This is a genomic window from Streptomyces sp. NPDC025784 (assembly GCF_055558435.1).
Genome location: NZ_JBVHMN010000007.1, coordinates 107,127 through 125,019 on the forward strand (window position 1 = coordinate 107,127; position 17,893 = coordinate 125,019).

The 17,893-nt window shown below is 70.3% G+C and carries 16 protein-coding genes; 10 read left to right on the forward strand and 6 right to left on the reverse strand.

The window, feature by feature from the left end; genetic code table 11:
* Positions 1-436 precede the first annotated feature (436 nt).
* Complete coding sequence (locus ACZ4IF_RS17795) at positions 437-832, forward strand: hypothetical protein (protein ID WP_467563891.1); 396 nt, start codon at positions 437-439, stop codon at positions 830-832.
* Between the two features lie 433 nt (positions 833-1,265).
* Here ACZ4IF_RS17795 and ACZ4IF_RS17800 read toward each other — a convergent pair whose 3' ends face one another.
* Positions 1,266-1,577, reverse strand: coding sequence for a hypothetical protein (locus tag ACZ4IF_RS17800; RefSeq protein WP_467564282.1), 312 nt, complete (start codon positions 1,575-1,577; stop codon positions 1,266-1,268).
* Positions 1,578-1,727: 150 nt separating this feature from the next.
* Positions 1,728-3,647 (reverse strand): glycoside hydrolase family 15 protein, encoded by a 1,920-nt coding sequence (locus ACZ4IF_RS17805; RefSeq protein ID WP_467563893.1) that lies wholly within the window; start codon positions 3,645-3,647, stop codon positions 1,728-1,730.
* Positions 3,648-4,321: 674 nt separating this feature from the next.
* On the opposite strand from ACZ4IF_RS17805, the gene ACZ4IF_RS17810 reads away from it, so the two are divergent.
* Positions 4,322-5,482 (forward strand): hypothetical protein, encoded by a 1,161-nt coding sequence (locus tag ACZ4IF_RS17810; protein ID WP_467563895.1) that lies wholly within the window; start codon positions 4,322-4,324, stop codon positions 5,480-5,482.
* A 209-nt stretch (positions 5,483-5,691) separates the two neighbouring features.
* On the opposite strand, the gene ACZ4IF_RS17815 is transcribed toward ACZ4IF_RS17810, so the two are convergent.
* Positions 5,692-5,844 (reverse strand): hypothetical protein, encoded by a 153-nt coding sequence (locus ACZ4IF_RS17815; protein WP_167455652.1) that lies wholly within the window; start codon positions 5,842-5,844, stop codon positions 5,692-5,694.
* Between the two features lie 289 nt (positions 5,845-6,133).
* Positions 6,134-6,823, reverse strand: coding sequence for a phosphate signaling complex protein PhoU (gene phoU, locus ACZ4IF_RS17820; RefSeq protein WP_345646714.1), 690 nt, complete (start codon positions 6,821-6,823; stop codon positions 6,134-6,136).
* A gap of 222 nt (positions 6,824-7,045) precedes the next feature.
* Here phoU and phoR point away from each other — a divergent pair, with 222 nt between their 5' ends.
* Positions 7,046-8,323 (forward strand): two-component system sensor histidine kinase PhoR, encoded by a 1,278-nt coding sequence (phoR, locus tag ACZ4IF_RS17825; protein WP_359488708.1) that lies wholly within the window; start codon positions 7,046-7,048, stop codon positions 8,321-8,323.
* A 5-nt stretch (positions 8,324-8,328) separates the two neighbouring features.
* Entirely contained in the window at positions 8,329-9,000 is a 672-nt protein-coding gene (phoP, locus tag ACZ4IF_RS17830; protein WP_010985401.1) for a two-component system response regulator PhoP, read from the forward strand.
* 119 nt (positions 9,001-9,119) lie between these two features.
* Here the strand turns inward: phoP and ACZ4IF_RS17835 are convergent, their stop codons facing one another.
* Positions 9,120-9,806 carry a copper chaperone PCu(A)C domain-containing protein gene (locus ACZ4IF_RS17835; protein ID WP_359488706.1) on the reverse strand — a complete coding sequence of 229 codons (687 nt, stop codon included), beginning with the start codon at positions 9,804-9,806 and terminating at the stop codon, positions 9,120-9,122.
* A gap of 685 nt (positions 9,807-10,491) precedes the next feature.
* Here ACZ4IF_RS17835 and ACZ4IF_RS17840 point away from each other — a divergent pair.
* The 6 genes from ACZ4IF_RS17840 (at position 10,492) to ACZ4IF_RS17865 (ending at position 17,015) form a co-directional block, all read left to right on the forward strand.
* On the forward strand, positions 10,492-10,974 hold the full coding sequence (locus tag ACZ4IF_RS17840; RefSeq protein WP_003953493.1) for a CarD family transcriptional regulator: 483 nt from the start codon (positions 10,492-10,494) through the stop codon (positions 10,972-10,974).
* A 368-nt stretch (positions 10,975-11,342) separates the two neighbouring features.
* Entirely contained in the window at positions 11,343-12,119 is a 777-nt protein-coding gene (ispD, locus tag ACZ4IF_RS17845; protein ID WP_467563898.1) for a 2-C-methyl-D-erythritol 4-phosphate cytidylyltransferase, read from the forward strand.
* Positions 12,109-12,603: a 2-C-methyl-D-erythritol 2,4-cyclodiphosphate synthase gene (gene ispF / locus ACZ4IF_RS17850; RefSeq protein ID WP_359488702.1), complete on the forward strand. Its 495-nt coding sequence runs from the start codon at positions 12,109-12,111 to the stop codon at positions 12,601-12,603. The genes ispD and ispF overlap by 11 nt, the downstream gene beginning before the upstream one ends.
* Before the next feature lie 164 nt (positions 12,604-12,767).
* Positions 12,768-14,168, forward strand: coding sequence for a cysteine--tRNA ligase (gene cysS, locus ACZ4IF_RS17855; protein WP_467563900.1), 1,401 nt, complete (start codon positions 12,768-12,770; stop codon positions 14,166-14,168).
* Between the two features lie 99 nt (positions 14,169-14,267).
* Positions 14,268-15,209, forward strand: a complete 942-nt coding sequence (rlmB, locus tag ACZ4IF_RS17860) for a 23S rRNA (guanosine(2251)-2'-O)-methyltransferase RlmB (RefSeq protein WP_467563902.1) — start codon at positions 14,268-14,270, stop codon at positions 15,207-15,209.
* Between the two features lie 117 nt (positions 15,210-15,326).
* Complete coding sequence (locus tag ACZ4IF_RS17865) at positions 15,327-17,015, forward strand: DoxX family protein (RefSeq protein ID WP_467563903.1); 1,689 nt, start codon at positions 15,327-15,329, stop codon at positions 17,013-17,015.
* Positions 17,016-17,146: 131 nt separating this feature from the next.
* Here the strand turns inward: ACZ4IF_RS17865 and ACZ4IF_RS17870 are convergent, their stop codons facing one another.
* On the reverse strand, positions 17,147-17,878 hold the full coding sequence (locus ACZ4IF_RS17870) for a nucleotidyltransferase family protein (protein WP_028805686.1): 732 nt from the start codon (positions 17,876-17,878) through the stop codon (positions 17,147-17,149).
* Positions 17,879-17,893 lie beyond the last annotated feature (15 nt).

Sequence of the window (17,893 nt, forward strand, 5' to 3'; positions counted from 1 at the left end):
CCGACCGCCCCAGCGGACCCGCGAGGGAGGCCCAGCCGTGCTGATGGACCAAGGACCCCGGGCTGGCCTACCGGCCGGCCCGAGACGCCCGCGAGAACTTGGCTATGATCTCGTGCTCACCGAGGGGGTGGGGGCAGTGAAGCGCGTCTTTCTGACGATCGTCGGCGTGTTGGTCTGCGTGGGGGCTGGGTGTACGGAGGCCAGTCCGCCTCCGACGTCGTCTGCTGCTTCTTCGCCTGCTTCCTCTCATTCTCCTGAGCCGCCCGAGACCGGTCCTGCTACACCACTGGGCGCGGCGGCGATCGGAGCGAAGGACACGAAACTGGTCGAGGCCTACAGCAGTGAAACGTTGTTCTCCGCGGATGTGGCTGTCCCGGCCACGTCTGAGGTGGCGGTTCTTCGCCGACGGGCTGCGGGTACGGGGGATGTCGCCTGGATGCCAGACGCCAACACGTACTGCATGGTGTCGGTCCGCGAGAGGGGGTCGGACCGTCAGTGCTTCGGTCTGCCGGCCAAACGCAAGCAACGCGGCTATGTGCACGTGGGCCGAAGCGCTCCGCACGGTGTCAGCAGTAGCGCAGATGTGCACCAGATGTGGCTCACGGTCACCGTCGTCGAAAACGCCAGCGAGCCCTACGCCTACACGGGCGGTACGCCAGAGCACGCCACGCCGGTGCAGCAAGCCACGGTGAAGTTCCCGTCGGGCCGGACGATGACATTCGTGACGTACGAGTTCCCCGAGAGCACGCTCATCCCCCGGGACGCAGAAATCTGCAATACCGGCAGGAGCGTCTGCTTCAATGCATTCCGACCGAGTCCCGACGGGGAGTAGGACGCCATCCGACCGCCATCCGTAGGCTGTCCCGCTCGGCTTGAGCTGCGGAGCAGATGGCTGCTGACATCAACAGCGCCGGATGGTGGTGCGCGCCGGCATCCCTGCCCGGCCGCTGTGCCAGTCGACAGTCTCAGAAGCAGCGGGCACGGATCGAACTTGTGAAGCGTGCGTCTGCTTCCGCGGCGGGTGCCATGCTCGGTGCGCGGCCGGCGCCGGCAGGTCTCTCCTTGGCCATCGACGAAGCCCGACCGTCCAAGGGGTCTGACCCTCCGACTGACCGACGCATGTTGTCCTGTTGATGATTTGTCGGCCGCTTCGGGCGGTGCCGGGCGAGACGTTCGGCCGCCAGCGACGGGACCAGCAGCCCGAGCGTCACCGACGTGAGGATGACACCGGTCCCGATGGCGTCGTAGCCGCGCACCACCTGCAATCAGGACCAGACCGACCGCGGACAGGACCGCGCCGACGGTGTCGAAGGGACGGTCCGGCTCGGGCGGCAGCGGATCCTCGATCCCCGGCTCAGCACGACGATCAGCACGATCACCAGGGCCTGGAACACGAAGGCCGCCCGCCGGCTGGTGCCCGTCGTGATGAGTCCGCCGATCAGCGGACCCGCGGCGGCCCCGACGCCGTACACGACGAGGCCCGTCAGAAGGCACCGCTTGCGGCCGTAGCGGTCGGTCAGCTTGCCGCCGGGGATCATCAGGGCGGCCATGATCAGCAGGAAGATCGTGATCGCCATCTGCACGCCCTCACGGTGGTGTCCAGGTCGCGGCTGATGTCGTTGATCGTCACGTTCATGTTGGAGCCGGCGAAACTGCAGATGGACTGGGCGAGCGAGAGGGCCGCCAACTCCCGCCGGTGTCCGCCCCGTCGCCCCGCCGCGACGGTCTCAGCCACCGGTGCCGCCTCCGCCGGCCCTGCCTTCGGGGGGCACCGTGTAACGGTAGGTGTGCGGCGTCGGACGGCCTCCGCCGAGATCCGGCCCCGCCTCCGCCCGGGCGAGCTGCTCGTCCAGAGCCGTGGCGGCGGTGATCAGGGCGAGATGGGTGAACGCCTGTGGGAAGTTGCCGAGTTGTTCGCCGGAGGGGCCGATCTCCTCGGCGAACAGGCCGACCGGGTTCGCGTACGTGAGCATCTTGTCGAAGGCGTACCGGGCCTGGGTGAGGCGCCCGGCGCGGGCCAGGGCCTCCACGTACAGGAAGCTGCACAGGTTGAACGTCCCCTCGGAGCCGCGCAGTCCGTCCGGTGAGGCCGCGGGGTCGTACCGGTAGACCAGGCTGTCGCTCACCAGGTCCTCGTCCATCGCGTCGAGGGTGCTGAGCCAGTCCGGGTCTCGCGGCGACAGGAAGCCGACCCGGGGCATCAGGAGCAGCGAGGCGTCCAGGACGGCGGTGTCGAAGTGCTGGACGAAGGCCTGCCGTTTCTCGTGCCAGCCCTTCTCGATGATCTGGCGGAAGACCGCGTCGCGGGCCTCGGTCCAGCGGGCGACATCGGCGGGGCGGGAGAAGTGGTTGGCCGCGTGGACACCGCGCTGGAATGCCACCCATGTCATCAGACGGCTGTACGTGAAGTTCTGCCGGCCCCCGCGGGTCTCCCAGATGCCCTCGTCGGGCTGGTCCCAGTGGTCGGTGAGCCAGTCCAGCACGTTGTGCAGCGACTTCCAGCCGCGGATCGCCCCGATGTCGCCGGCGACGATGAGCGCGTCGGAGGCCTCGCCGTAGATGTCGAGCTGGAGTTGGCCGGCCGCGCCGTTGCCCGCGCGCACCGGCCGCGAACCCATGTAGCCCTCCAGATGGTCGAGGGTCTCCTCGGCCAGGTTGGGGTCGCCGTCGACGCGGTACATGATCTGCAGCGGGTCGCCGGAGGCGTTGCCGCCGGCCTCGATGCGATGGCGCAGCCAGCGGCGGAACGCGTGTGCCTCCGTGTCGAAGCCGAGATCGATCAGGGCCCGCACGGACAGCGAGGCGTCACGGATCCAGGTGTAGCGGTAGTCCCAGTTGCGTTCGCCGCCGACCTGCTCGGGAAGCCCCATGGTGGCCGCGGCGACGGGCGCCCCCGTGGGTGCGTACGTGAGCAGCTTGAGGGTGATCGCGGAGCGGTTCACCATGTCCTGCCAGCGTCCGCGGTACGTGCACGAGCGCAGCCACGACTGCCAGAACGCCCGGCAGGACTCCAGTGCTTCGGCGATGCCGTCCAGCGTGGGCGGTGCCGGAGCGGGACCGCCACTCGCGGTGCTGGTCAGCGCGACCGCGGCCGCCTGGCCCGCGTCGAGGGTGAAGTGGGCGGTGAGGTCGTCTCCGTCGGCCCGGAGGGGGACACCGGCGGTGGACTGCACATGAAGATCGCTGCTGGGTCCGTGGAGGACGGCGGAGTGGTCGTCGCCGAGGGCGAGCCTGTGCCGGGCCCGTCCGTAGTCGAAGCGCGGACGGCAGTCGAGGGTGAAGGGCAGACTGCCCCGCACGACGCGGGCGACCCGGACCAGCCGATGCCGGTCCGTCGGCGTGGGGGAATCGATCGGCTCCATGAAGTCGGCGACCTCGCCGACGCCACCGGGTCCCATGAACCGGGTGACGAGGATGGCCGTGTCGGACAGGTACAACTGGCGGACCGTCATCCCGTTCCGTTCCGCCTGATCGGCGGCGAGACGGCAGTGGCCGCCGCGCTCGCTGTCCAGGAGCGAGGCGAAGACACTGGGCGAGTCGAAGCGGGGGGTGCACCACCAGTCGACCGTTCCGCCGGACGACACCAGAGCCGCCGTCTGGAGATCGCCGACCATTCCGTGCTCCGCGATGGGCGGGTACTGGTTCACGGGCCCTCCTCCGACGCACGGATGCGGCCACGGCGAGCGCGCGTGGCCGTCCGGCACTCGTCCAGCGTTCTCCCGGGACGTCGTCAGGGCATCACCCTCCCAGGGTGAGACCGGGCGGAGCGGTGGCCGTCCGGCCGGCGTACGGCCGTGACCCGGACGGGAATTCCGGTCGCATGACGACGGCGGCGTGGTGATGACGACATGGTGATGACGACGTGGTGATGACGACGTGGTGACGGTCGGGTCCGTGAAAACGCCGAGCCCATTCCGAATTTCTTCGATATCGGGGTGGATCAATGTCGGGGTGGATTGATATCGGGGTGGATTGATTCTTCCCGGTCGGTCTCTGCGCGGTGCGTCCGCGATCCGGATCACCCCGGTGTCCTCCGTGGCGCGCTTCGGCGCCCAGCGGGTTCGGAGTGCGGGGGCGGCATGTCATCGAGGCCGTCGTCGCAGCTCGGATGCCGTTTCTGTGGCGCTGGAGTGATCCGCGGAAGTGTCTCTTATGCGGCTTTTACCCGCCGTCCTGGCGCTCGTCAAGTCCCGAACCCTCGGAACGTGACCCTGCTGCGCGATTCGGGCCTACTGGTGGTGCGGGCCTCACCGGAAAGACCGGAAAGAAAAAGAGGCTCCGAGTCGCACAGAGCGAATTCCATCGCCAGGAGGAAACAATCATGGCCCGTATCATCCGAAAGCACGGCGCCGTCCGTCCTAAGCGCCGGCTGAGTATCGCCACGATCGTGGCGTCGTCCGTCGTGGTCGCCGGTGGCGTGGTTCTGCCGGCCGCGGCCGCATCGGCGGCTCCGATGTCCGACGCCTCGATGGTGACCAATGCCGCCGCACACCACGGCAAGGGCAAGGGAAAGCACTACTGCTGGAAAGAGGGCAAGGGTCACTGGGACAAGAAGCACAGGAAGCACTACTGCTGGGGCGACCACTACAAGTACTACTGGGACGACCACCACAAGTGCTACTACACGTGGCAGGGCAGCCATGTGTACTACTTCTGGGACACCCACAACAACCACCACTACTGGAAGCACCACAAGGACCACTGGAAGACCAAGGACAAGGACCACTGGAAGGACGAGGGCCAGGTCGGCAAGCCGGGTGAGCCGGGTAAGCCGGGGGAACCGGGTAAGCCGGGAGAGCCGGGTAAGCCGGGAGAGCCGGGTAAGCCGGGAGAGCCGGGTAAGCCGGGAGAGCCGGGTAAGCCTGGGGAACCGGGTAAGCCGGGAGAGCCGGGTAAGCCGGGGGAACCGGGTAAGCCGGGAGAGCCGGGTAAGCCTGGGGAACCGGGTAAGCCGGGAGAGCCGGGCACGGATCCGAAGACGGATCCGAAGACTGACCCTGGTCAGACGGATCCGAAGACCGATCCTGGTCAGACGGACCCGGGTCAGACGGATCCTGGTCAGACGGACCCGGGCCAGACCGATCCTGGTCAGACGGATCCTGGTCAGACGGATCCCGGTCAGACCGACCCTGGTCAGACCGATCCCGGTCAGACCGATCCCGGTCAGACCGATCCCGGTACCGACGGTAGCCAGACCGATCCCGGTACCGACGGTAGCCAGACCGATCCCGGTACCGACGGTAGCCAGACCGATCCCGGAACCGACGGTAGCCAGACCGACCCCGGAACCGACGGTAGCCAGACCGACCCCGGAACCGACGGTAGCCAGACCGATCCCGGAACCGAGGCCGGCCCGTCCGACGAGGGCTCGTCCGACCAGGGCTCGATGGACCAGGGTTCGTCGGACGCCGGTTCTTCGGACGGCGGATCGATGGACGGTGGATCGATGGACGCCGGATCGATGGACTCCGGTGGTGAGTGACGGTCGCACCCGCTGACCGCCCCTCACCGACGGACCGGGCGGGCTCCTGACGCCCGGCCCGCGGAACCCACCTCGACGGGGTGGAGGTCTCGAAGGCCTTCACCCCGTCGTCGTGTCGTCCGCCGCAGCCGAAAGGCCCGAGCCGACGGGGCGCGACGACGACGAAGGGCCCCGCTCGCACGAGCGGGGCCCTTCGCCGTCCTACTCGGTCAGCCGCACTGGCACGGATTGCCCGACTGGCAGCCGCACCCGCAGCCGGAGCCGCATCCGCAGGCTCCGAACAGTGGGAGGCTCTTGATCTCGGCGGGCTGCTGGGTGTCGCGGTCCTGCGTGGGGTCGGGCGTGCTGGGCGATTCGGCCATAGGTCCCTCCTTCAGGCGCGAAGGCGTGCGAGGCACACTGCACCGCACAGCTCCTGTCGCCCATTTCATGCCCAGTGCGGCAGGCGCATCAACGGCGCATTGAGGTGCACACGCGCCCCACAGCGGGACGACGACCGCCGGACGAACCCCGATCGAGCCCCCGCAGAACCCAGATCGAGCCCCGGCCGTGGGCCGTGACCGAGTTCCTGCGGGGACCCTGGCCGAGCCCCCGCAGGGATCCGGTCGTGCCGCCCGCAGGACCCCGGTCAGGCCCCCGCGAGGCCTCTGATCAGGCCCCCTCGACTCCCGTCACCGGCTGGATGTCCTGCTGGAGGTCGTCCGCGTGCTCGCCCGTGACCAGGTACACCACCCGCTTGGCGACCGAGACCGCGTGGTCGGCGAAGCGCTCGTAGTAGCGGCCCAGCAGCGTGACGTCGACGGCCGTCTCGATGCCGTGCTTCCAGCGGTCGTCCAGCAGGTGCTGGAAGAGCGTGCGGTGCAGCAGGTCCATCTCGTCGTCGTCCTGCTCCAGCTGGAGGGCCAGGTCGACGTCCTTGGTGATGACGACCTCGGCGGCCTTGGCCATCAGGCGCTGGGCGAGCTGGCCCATCTCCAGGACGGTGGCGTGCAGGTCGCTGGGGACCGCGCGCTCCGGGAAGCGCAGTCGGGCCAGCTTCGCGACGTGCTGGGCCAGGTCGCCGGAGCGCTCCAGGTCCGCCGACATGCGCAGGGACGTGACGACGATGCGCAGGTCCGTCGCCACCGGCTGCTGCCGGGCCAGCAGCGCTATCGCCCGGGCCTCCAGGTCGTGCTGCAGATCGTCGACCTTCTGGTCGGCCGCGATCACACTCTCGGCGAGCTTCAGGTCGGTGTCGAGGATGGCCGTCGTGGCGCGCCCGATCGCCGACCCGACGAGCCGGGCCATCTCGACCAGGCCCTCGCCGATCGAGTCCAGTTCCTCGTGGTACGCGTCCCGCATCTGGTTGTCCCTCTCTCACGTCGGCTTGGGGGTCCGGGGGCAGGGCCCTGACCTCGGACAGGCCCCATGAACCCCACGCTCCCACGTTCCGGCCCGTACGCGTCCGTTTCCGTCACCTCAAGTGAACCGACCCTGGCTCCCAGGTGAACTCTGGGCGACGAGTGTTCGAGGTCGCACTGTGATGGCTGTGGCCAGGCATGACGGCATGCCTAACCTGGACGCATGGACGTGAACGCGGCGGTCGCCGCAGCGGCAGCGATCGCCGGAGTGCTCACCGGTGTCATCGCCATGCTGGCGTTCCGCTGGAGCGAGCGCGACCAGAAACGCCCTACCCGTACTTCACTGCACACGGACCCGGTGCTTCCGCCGGGTGTCGACACCGTGCTCTCCGTGCTCCGGTCCTCCGCCGTCGTGCTCGACGAGGCGGACGCCGTGGTCAAGGCCAGCTCGGCAGCGTACGCGCTCGGGCTGGTGCGCGGCGGCAAGCTGTCCGTGGAGCCGATGCTCCAGATGGCACGTGACACCCGCCGCGACGGGGAGATACGCCAGGTCGAGCTGGACCTCCCGCGGCGCGGGACGGGCCGCGGCGAGGCCCTCGCCGTCTCCGCCCGCGTGGCACCGCTCGGCTCGCGGCTCGTGCTCCTGCTCGTGGAGGACCTGACGGAGGCCCGGCGCATCGAGGCCGTGCGGCGCGACTTCGTCGCGAACGTCAGCCATGAGCTCAAGACCCCGGTGGGCGCCCTCTCCCTGCTCTCCGAGGCGGTCATGGACGCCTCGGACGATCCGGAGGCGGTGGAGCGCTTCGCCGGGCGCATGCAGATAGAGGCCACCCGGCTGACCAACCTGGTCCAGGAGCTCATCGACCTGTCACGGGTGCAGAACGACGACCCCTTGGAGGACGCCGAGCCGGTGCGTGTCGACGAGCTCGTCGCCGAGGCGATCGACCGGTGCCGCCACCAGGCCGGCACCAAGCAGATCACCATGGCCGCGGGCGGCACCGCCGACCTGAGCATCTGGGGGAACCGCGGCCAGCTGGCCGCGGCCCTCGGCAACCTCGTCGAGAACGCCGTCAACTACTCCCCGGCCCGTACCCGTGTGGGCATAGCCGCACGCAGGGTGACCGCGCCGGGCGGGGACCTCATCGAGATCGCCGTGACCGACCAGGGAATCGGCATCTCCGACAAGGACAAGGAGCGCATCTTCGAGCGCTTCTACCGCGTGGACCCGGCCCGTTCCCGCCAGACCGGCGGTACGGGCCTCGGCCTCGCGATCGTCAAGCACGTGGCCGCCTCGCACGCGGGAGAGGTCACGGTCTGGAGCTCCGAGGGTCAGGGCTCCACGTTCACCCTGCGGCTGCCGGAGGCGGGCGCGGCCCGCGACCGTGCGCACGAACACCACATGCCCGGACTCGACGACGAGGACGAGACCGGGCAGCCCGACGGGACGACCACCGTCTCATCCCCGTACGAACCGCTTCCTGCCCCGGAGGTCCTTCCGTGACCCGTGTGCTCGTCGTCGAGGACGAGGAGTCCTTCTCCGACGCCCTGTCGTACATGCTTCGCAAGGAGGGCTTCGAGGTCGCCATCGCGACCACCGGGCCCGACGGACTCGACGAGTTCGAGCGCAACGGCGCCGACCTCGTCCTCCTCGACCTGATGCTGCCGGGCCTGCCCGGCACGGAGGTGTGCCGTCAGCTGCGCGGCCGCTCCAACGTTCCGGTGATCATGGTCACCGCCAAGGACAGTGAGATCGACAAGGTCGTGGGGCTCGAAATAGGAGCCGACGACTACGTCACCAAGCCGTTCTCCTCCCGTGAGCTGGTCGCCCGCATCCGCGCCGTCCTGCGGCGCCGCGGGGAGCCCGAGGAGGTCACCCCGGCCGCCCTGGAGGCCGGACCGGTCCGCATGGACGTCGACCGCCACGTGGTCACCGTCTCCGGCTCCAAGGTCGACCTCCCGCTGAAGGAGTTCGACCTGCTGGAGATGCTGCTGCGCAACGCGGGCCGGGTGCTGACCCGCATGCAGCTCATCGACCGGGTCTGGGGCGCCGACTACGTGGGCGACACCAAGACGCTCGACGTCCACGTGAAGCGGCTGCGCGCGAAGATCGAGCCCGACCCGGGTGCGCCGCGGTACCTGGTGACGGTGCGTGGCCTCGGCTACAAGTTCGAGCCGTAGACCGGCCTCACGTCCGGGCGCGTGTGAGGCGCGGTGCCGTCGCGGCGGCCCGGTCGCGCGAGTACGACGAAGGGCGGGACCCCTTTTCCGGGGGTCCCGCCCTTCGTCGTAGGGACAGGTCAGTGACCGGCCGAGGCGGTCGCCGTGCCCGTGGCGGTCGCCGTGGCCGTCGCGCTCGACGAGGCGGCGTCCGTGGGCTTGCCCGTGGCGGACCCGGACGGCGTGCCGGTCGCGCTGCCGGACGGCTTGGTGGTCGCCGTGGCGGTCTTGGAGGCTCCCGGGGCCGCCGGGATGTCGCTCGGGCCCCACTTGGAGAAGTAGCTCTCGGCCGGGACGACGAAGGCGCGCAGGCTCACGTCCCCGGTGCTGCTGAAGCTGAAGGTGACCTTCTGGGCGTTGCCGTCCTGGACGGCCTCGCTGCTGTTGTCGAGGACCGCGGAGGCGTTGCCCTTGCCGCCGATGACGACGGAGCCGCCGGCGGGGATGGTCAGCTTGCCGGAGCCCTTGGCGGGCGAGATCGTGGCCGTCTTGTTCGTCTCGGCGACGGTGATCGAGTCCAGCGTCTGCGGGGTGCGGCCGTTGTTGAAGATGGTCGCGGAGATCACGGCGGGGCCCGTCGACTGGAGGTCGGGCTGTGTGATCACGGTGGCGTTCTGGATCTTGATGGTGCCGACGGAGGTGGCCGCGTTGTCGGGCTTGACCTCCAGCGTCTGTGCGTTGCTGCCGGCACCGCACGCGGCGAGCGAGGCGATCGAGAACGCGATGGCGGCGGCGGCGAGAGCGCCGCGTCGAAGGCTGCTGCTCACGGCGGCGGCAACTCCTTGAACGTGGGCGAAGCAGGGCGACTTCGTTGTAAAGCCGCCCTAAGGGTCTGTCAGCGGCCTTAGGTTACCGAGCCGTTCCCACGCCACCGCACCCGACCCGCCTCTAAGCGTCGACGGGCTCCGCCGCGCGGGGTGCCCGGCGCGTCCGTCGCACACTTCACGGACGCGGCGGGACTGTTTTGGTGACACGCTGGTCCGCCATTCACATAAGTTCCCCCGTCATCGGCTTGCGGATTTTCCCGTAAGGCGTCGTAAGAGGGTGAAGGAATGCTCGGCGCTCTCTAAAATCGATCACGGACTGAACGGCGGTTGATCGCGGCCGGATGGCGGCCGGATCGGCGGTCGATCATGGGCCTTCTTGATCAATTCCGGATTCGACCCGTACTCGGCTCCGCTCCTCGAACGGAGTAGCGGAAGTCGCACCCTTGGAGCGGGACAAAACGGGATGTTCGGACGCTGGTCAGGGGCTCTCGTTGTGTGTAACGTGCGCGTTTCGCTCCCCCTGGACAGCGGCTCCGACCTGCGAATACCCTCTTCCGCTCGCCCCTCGCAGCACGTTCCTGTTGTGGTTGTCAAGCCCCGAGATATGCCCTGACCTGCGAAAACGCCATTCAGAAGACGCCGTATCCGTGTTACCCTGGATAGCCACGGAAGGGGTACCTGTCACATGACGTTCAAGGTTGGCGACACCGTGGTCTATCCCCATCACGGGGCCGCGCTGATCGAGGCCATCGAAACTCGCCAGATCAAAGGCGTGGACAAGACCTACTTGGTGCTGAAGGTCGCCCAGGGCGACCTGACGGTGCGTGTGCCAGCGGACAATGCGGAGTTCGTCGGCGTGCGTGATGTGGTCGGTCAGGACGGGCTGGACCGGGTCTTCGAGGTGCTGCGCGCGCCGTACGCCGAGGAGCCCACGAACTGGTCGCGTCGCTACAAGGCAAATCTGGAGAAGCTCGCCTCCGGCGATGTCATCAAGGTCGCGGAAGTCGTGCGTGACCTGTGGCGTCGCGAGCGCGAGCGCGGACTCTCCGCCGGTGAGAAGCGCATGCTCGCCAAGGCCCGCCAGATCCTGGTGAGCGAGCTCGCTCTCGCGGAGAACACGAACGAGGACAAGGCCGAGGCCCTGCTCGACGAGGTTCTCGCGTCCTGACGCAGGCCGCGGTCGCCGAGACGGTCGCCTTTTGACGGCGGTCCTCCCGACTACGCACACGCCCGCGCAGCTGCGCAACGAAATGCCGCGGTGCCCGATGACGCATTTGCTGTCGCCGGGCGCTGCGGCATGTTCGTACCCGCGGAAGTCTTTCACCCGCGCCCACTCGGTGTTCACCCGGGAATCCGGTCCCGGGTGACCGAAGTACCCGATACTGGCGTGCCGGGCCCGTGCAGTCGCTCGACCGGATGTCACGGAAGGGTTCCGGTCGAGGCGTCGCGCCCGGCACTCCCCCGAGCTCGGTGAGCCGGGGGTTACCCCCAGGGCCATACCCATCAAGGCCGAGCACACAAACCTGACAGGAACCGATGTCTGACGATTCGCGCCCTTCGCCGTCGGGCGCACGTACCGCGGTCGTGATTCCGGCCGCCGGCCGGGGCGTGCGCCTCGGTCCAGGCGCCCCCAAAGCGCTCCGCGCGCTGAACGGCACCCCCATGCTCATCCACGCGGTACGCGCGATGGCCGCGTCCCGCGCCGTGTCCCTGGTCGTCGTCGTGGCCCCGCCCGACGGCGCGGCCGAGGTGAAGGCGCTGCTCGACACGCACGCCCTGCCCGGGGACAACCCCAGCGGCAGCTGGGGGAAGACCGACTTCCTCGTCGTCCCCGGCGGCGACAGCCGCCAGGAGTCCGTGAAGTACGGGCTCGACGCGCTGCCACCCGGCATCGACATCGTCCTGGTGCACGACGCGGCCCGCCCCCTCGTGCCCGTCGACACCGTGGACGCCGTCATCGAGGCGGTACGCGACGGCGCCCCCGCCGTCGTACCGGCCCTGCCGCTCGCCGACACCGTCAAGGAGGTCGAGCCCGCGGCCGTCCCCGGGGAGCCCGAGCCGGTCGTCGCCACGCCCGCGCGGGCGCGGCTGCGCGCCGTTCAGACGCCGCAGGGCTTCGACCGCGACACGCTCGTGCGGGCCCACGAGACCGTGACGGACGACGTGACCGACGACGCCGGCATGGTCGAGCAGCTGGGGCTGCAGGTCGTGGTCGTGCCCGGACACGAGGAGGCGTTCAAGGTGACGCGTCCCCTGGACCTCGTCCTCGCCGAGGCGGTTCTCGCGCGACGGAGGCTCAACGATGGCTTCTGAGGCACCCGTGATCCCGCTCGTCGGGATCGGCACCGACATCCACGCCTTCGAGGAGGGCCGCGAGCTGTGGTGCGCCGGCCTGAAGTGGGACGGGGAGGGCCCTGGGCTCGCCGGCCACTCCGACGCCGACGTCGTCGCGCACGCCGCGTGCAACGCGCTGTTCTCGGCGGCCGGGCTCGGTGACCTCGGCGCCCACTTCGGGACCGGGCGGCCCGAGTGGGCCGGCGCCTCGGGCGTCACGCTGCTGACCGAGGCGGCCCGGATCGTCCGCGAGGCGGGCTTCACCGTCGGCAACGTCGCCGTGCAGGTCGTCGGCCCCCGTCCGAAGATCGGCAAGCGCCGCGAGGAGGCGCAGAAGCTGCTGTCGGAGGCGGTCGGGGCGCCCGTGTCGGTCTCCGGTGCCACGACGGACGGTCTCGGCTTCCCCGGTCGCGACGAGGGACTGATGGCGGTCGCCACGGCGCTGGTGGTGCGCACCGGCTGAGGCAGCCGGGAACCCCGGAGCAGCACCGACTTGCCGGGGTGTCACCCTTCGGACCCCCGGTACGGGCCCGACTTGCCCGGGTGTCACCCCTCCATGTCACGAATACGTGCCCCTTGAGCCGGAAGGGTCGCGGGGCACTACCCGGGGGCCACTACCCTGGAGTGGTGACTATTCGCCTGTACGACACCAGCGCCCGGCAGATCCGTGACTTCACCCCGCTCGTGCCGGGTTGCGTCTCGATCTACCTGTGTGGTGCCACCGTGCAGGCAGCGCCGCACATCGGGCACATCCGCTCGGGTCTCAACTTCGACATCATGCGCCGCTGGTTCGAGTACCGCGGCTACGACGTGACGTTCATCAGGAACGTCACGGACATCGACGACAAGATCATCACCAAGTCGGCCGAGCAGGGCCGCCCGTGGTGGTCCATCGGCTACGAGAACGAGCGCGCCTTCAACGACGGCTACGACGCCCTCGGCTGCCTCCCGCCCACCTACGAACCGCGTGCCACCGGCCACATCACCGAGATGGTCGAGATGATGCGCGGGCTCATCGAACGCGGCCACGCCTACGAGGCCGACGGCAACGTCTACTTCGACGTGCGCTCGTTCGAGGGGTATCTGTCGCTGTCCAACCAGGAGCTGGACAACATGCTCCAGCCGTCCGGCGAGGGCGAGACCGGCAAGCGCGACCTGCGGGACTTCGCCATGTGGAAGGCGGCGAAGCCGGGGGAGCCGAGCTGGGAGACGCCGTGGGGCCGCGGACGCCCCGGCTGGCACCTGGAGTGCTCCGCCATGGCCCACAAGTACCTGGGCTCCGCGTTCGACATCCACGGCGGCGGGATCGACCTGATCTTCCCCCACCACGAGAACGAGATCGCGCAGGCCAAGGCCTTCGGCGACGAGTTCGCCAAGTACTGGGTGCACAACGCCTGGGTCACCATGAGCGGCGAGAAGATGTCGAAGTCGCTCGGCAACTCGGTGCTCGTGAGCGAGATGACCAAGCGGTGGCGGCCCATCGTGCTGCGGTACTACCTGGGCACTCCGCACTACCGCTCGATGATCGAGTACAGCGAAGAGGCCCTGCGCGAGGCCGAGTCGGCGTTCGCGCGCATCGAGGGCTTCGTGCAGCGCGTGGTGGAGAAGGCGGGCGGGGTCGTGGCCCCGGCCGACGAGGTGCCGCCCGCCTTCGCGGAGGCCATGGACGACGACCTGGGCGTCCCGCAGGCGCTCGCCGTGGTGCACACCACGGTGCGTCAGGGGAACTCCGCCCTGGCCGCCGACGACAAGGAGGCCGCCGTCGCGCGCCTCGCCGAGGTCAGGGCCATGCTCGGCGTCCTCGGACTCGACCCGCTGGAGGCGCAGTGGGCCGGCGAGGGCGACCGGGGCGAGGACCTGCACGGCGTCGTCGACACCCTCGTACGTCTCGTGCTCCAGCAGCGCGAGGCGGCTCGCGGCCGCAAGGACTGGACGACCGCCGACGCGATCCGCGACCAGCTCAACCAGTCGGGTCTCGTGATCGAGGACAGCCCCCAGGGGCCGCGCTGGACGCTCGGACCGCGCTAGCGGCCCGCTGCGTCGACCTTGATCGATTGTGCCGCCCGGGCCTCCGGGCGGCACACTTCATATACGTACATACGCACGCTTCACACAGACAGGTAGGTCATGGCCGCTAACAACCGCCGCATGTCCGGCAAGAAGGGCGCGCAGATCGGCAGTGGCGGTCAGCGGCGCCGTGGCCTGGAGGGCAAGGGCCCGACGCCGCCCGCCGAGATGCGCAAGGGACACAAGAAGAACCGCATCGCCTCCGCCAAGACCAAGCAGGCGCAGCGCCGTCCCGCGCCGCGCGGCCGGGGCGGCAAGGGCGCCTCCGAGATGGTCGTCGGCCGCAACCCCGTCGTGGAGGCGCTGCGCGAGGGCGTGCCCGCCACGACGCTGTACGTCCAGCAGTTCATCGACAACGACGAGCGGGTGCGCGAGGCGCTCCAGCTCGCCGGCGAGCGCGGTGGCATCCACTTGATGGAGGCCCCGCGAACCGAGCTCGACCGCATGACCAACGGGCTCAACCACCAGGGTCTCGTCCTCCAGGTCCCGCCGTACGAGTACGCGCACCCCGAGGACCTCGCCGCCGCCGCGTACGACGAGGGCGCCGACCCGCTGATCGTCGCCCTCGACGGGGTGACCGACCCGCGCAACCTGGGCGCCGTGGTGCGGTCCGTCTCCGCGTTCGGCGGCCACGGTGTCGTGGTGCCCGAGCGGCGCGCGGCCGGCATGACCGCGGGCGCCTGGAAGACGTCCGCGGGCACCGCGGCCCGCACCCCGGTCGCCCGTGCCTCCAACCTGACCCGCGCCCTGGAGGCGTACAAGAAGGCGGGCCTCATGGTCGTCGGCCTCGCCGCGGACGGTGAGGTCGAGCTCGGCGAAATCGAAGCACTCGGCGGCCCCGTGGTGATCGTCGTCGGCAGCGAGGGCAAGGGACTCTCCCGACTCGTCGGCGAGACCTGCGACTTCCGGGTGCGGATCCCGATGCCGGGTGGCGCCGAGTCGCTGAACGCCGGTGTCGCGGCGGGAGTTGTGCTGTACGAGGCGGCACGGCGGCGCGCCTGAACAAGCGTGCGCGTCGTCACCCCCGTGGGTCGATCCGGACGTTCGGGACGACCTTGACGCGGTCCGGACAGATCGGTGCGGTCAAAGCAGTGTCCTAAACACACATCACTCGGTTAGATGAGTGTGGACACCAGAACACCCCGCACACCCACGGGGGACCGCTCGTCGGGATTCGACGACGCTCCCGCGCTGAGCATGGTGAAGGTGCCGAGCGATCCGGCGCAGGTCATCGTCAATCATGCGAGCTTCCGCGTGCAGCTAGGCGCCCCGGCGCGGAAACCATCTCCGCGCATCGCGCGGCACTTGAGCTCCACCGGCGACGCCGCGCGCTTCCCTGCCGTCGGCGCGGCGGGCAGAGCGGGGTCGGCGGCCGGGGGCCGCCGCCGCGCACCCGTCGTCTGGAGCGGGCGGTCCGCCCCGGACGACACCGGCGCCCACCGGCTGCTCCAGGCCGTGCGCGGCTCCAGCGTGGGCCCGGCCGACGCCGGGGCGACCCAGGTCATCCCGCGCGTCGGCGAACACCCGGGCTACGAGGCCGGCATGGGCGTCGACACGGTCGAGACGCCCATCGTCGACAGCCGGCGCACCCCGGAAGCCGGTGAGGCCCGGCTGCTGCCGCGCATGCGCACCGTGGGCAGCGCCTACGACGAACCTCCTTACACCGACGACCAGTTCGACGAGTACGCATACGAGTACGAGTACGAGGACGAACTCGACGAAGCGGACGACGAGGACCAGGACGGACGACGCGGCTCCAGGGCGGCGTCGGGCGCCTCCTCCGGGAGCGTCCGGCACGCCTACTACCCCGGCCGCCGCATGAACCTCGGGGTCGTGCTGCTCCCGCTGCGCGTCTTCCTCGGATTCATCTCCATCTACGCCGGCATGGGCAAGCTCTGCGACCCCGTCTACTTCGACGGCGGCAAGCGCGGCTCCATGGTGAAGTGGCTCGACACCCTGCACCCCTGGGAAGTCGCCGAGCCGCTGCGGCAGTTCGCGCTCCAGCACCCCGTCGGCGCCGGTCTCGTCATCGCCTTCTTCCAGGTCATCGTCGGCGTCCTCACGGTGCTCGGGCTGTGGCAGCGGGTCGCCGCCGTCGTCGGCGCGATGCTGTCCGCCGCCCTCATCGTCACCGTGAGCTGGAAGACGGTGCCCGCCTACGACGCGCCGGACATCATCTACCTCGCCGCCTGGTCCCCGCTGATCATCGCCGGGGCCCCCGTCTACTCCGTCGACGGACGCCTGTCCGGCGAGGCGTGGCGCACGCTCGGGCCGCGCGCGGAGCTCGGGGAGCTGCGACGGCGCGTGCTGCGCCGCGGCGCGCTCGTGTCGACCGTCGTCGTCGGCCTCACCCTGCTCATCGGCTCCCTCCTCGGCGGTGCCGTCCGCGACGCCGGCCGCGTCGTGGTGCCCGGCCCCGGTGAGGCGCCGCGCAACGAACTGCCCGGCTCCCCGCTCCCCGAGTCGCCCGGCGAGCGCCACCACAAGGCGTCCCCGTCGGCCTCCTCCGAGGCGCCCACGCAGGGCAGCTCCTCGTCCCCGTCGGGCGCGGCGGCCACCACGCCGGGCGCGACCCGCGGCAGCGGCACGGTCACCAGCGGCCCCAGCCAGACCCAGGGCACCGGCCAGGCGCCGCCCCAGCAGTCCTCCCCGGTGGACCGGGCCCCGAGCACCAGCGCGGGACCGACGTCCGGTGGCGGCACCGCGAGCGGCGGCACCACCGGAGGTTCGACGGGCGGCGGCTCCGGCAGCGGCGGCGGCAGCTCCTCCGGCGGTCAGCCGGGCCTGGTGGGCGGCCTGCTGGGCTGACCCCACCGGCCGTCGGTCCGACGCCCCGTCACCGGGGTGGACGCCGTCCGGCCACGACGACGAGGGGCCCCGCACCGAACAGCGTGCGGGGCCCCTCGTCGTCGTACGGGGTGTGGCCGGGCGGGGGCCGCTCAGCGCCCCAGAGCCGCGAGCTCCTTGGCCGCCTCGGTCAGGTCCTTCGCCGTGTCGATGGCGCGCCAGTAGGCGCCCTGGGGGATCGGGAAGCCGGCCAGGCGGCGTTCGCGGGCCAGGTGCGGGAACGTGGTGCGCTCGTGGTCGCCGCGCTCGGGGAGCAGGTCGGCGAACTCCGGCGAGAAGACGTAGACACCCGCGTTGATCTCGAACGTGGAGGGCGGGGCCTCGATGAAGTCCGTGATGTGGCCGAACCCGTCGGTCTGCACGGCGCCCCACGGGATGCGCGGCCGGGCCAGCGCGAGGGTCGCGACGGCGTCGCGCTCGGCGTGGAAGTCCGCCATCTCGCGCAGCGAGAAACGGGTCCAGATGTCGCCGTTCGTCGCGTACCAGGGCCTGTCGGGGTGAGGGAGGTGCGCGGCGGCGTACTTGAGGCCGCCGCCGCGGCCGAGCGGCTCGGTCTCGACGACCGTCTTGACGGTGACCGGGAGGTCCGCCGAGTCCAGCCACTTCTGCAGGACGTCGGCGAGATGGCCGCAGGAGATGACGACGTCGGTGACGCCCTCCTCGGCGAGCCAGGTCAGCTGGTGTCCGATGATCGGGGTCCCGGTGCCGGGGATCTCGACCATCGGCTTGGGCCGGTCGTCGGTGTACGGGCGCAGCCGGGATCCCTGGCCGCCGGCCAGGACAACGGCTTGAACGGGGCGCGACGCGGCGTTCGGATCGGTCATGCCCGAACTGTACGT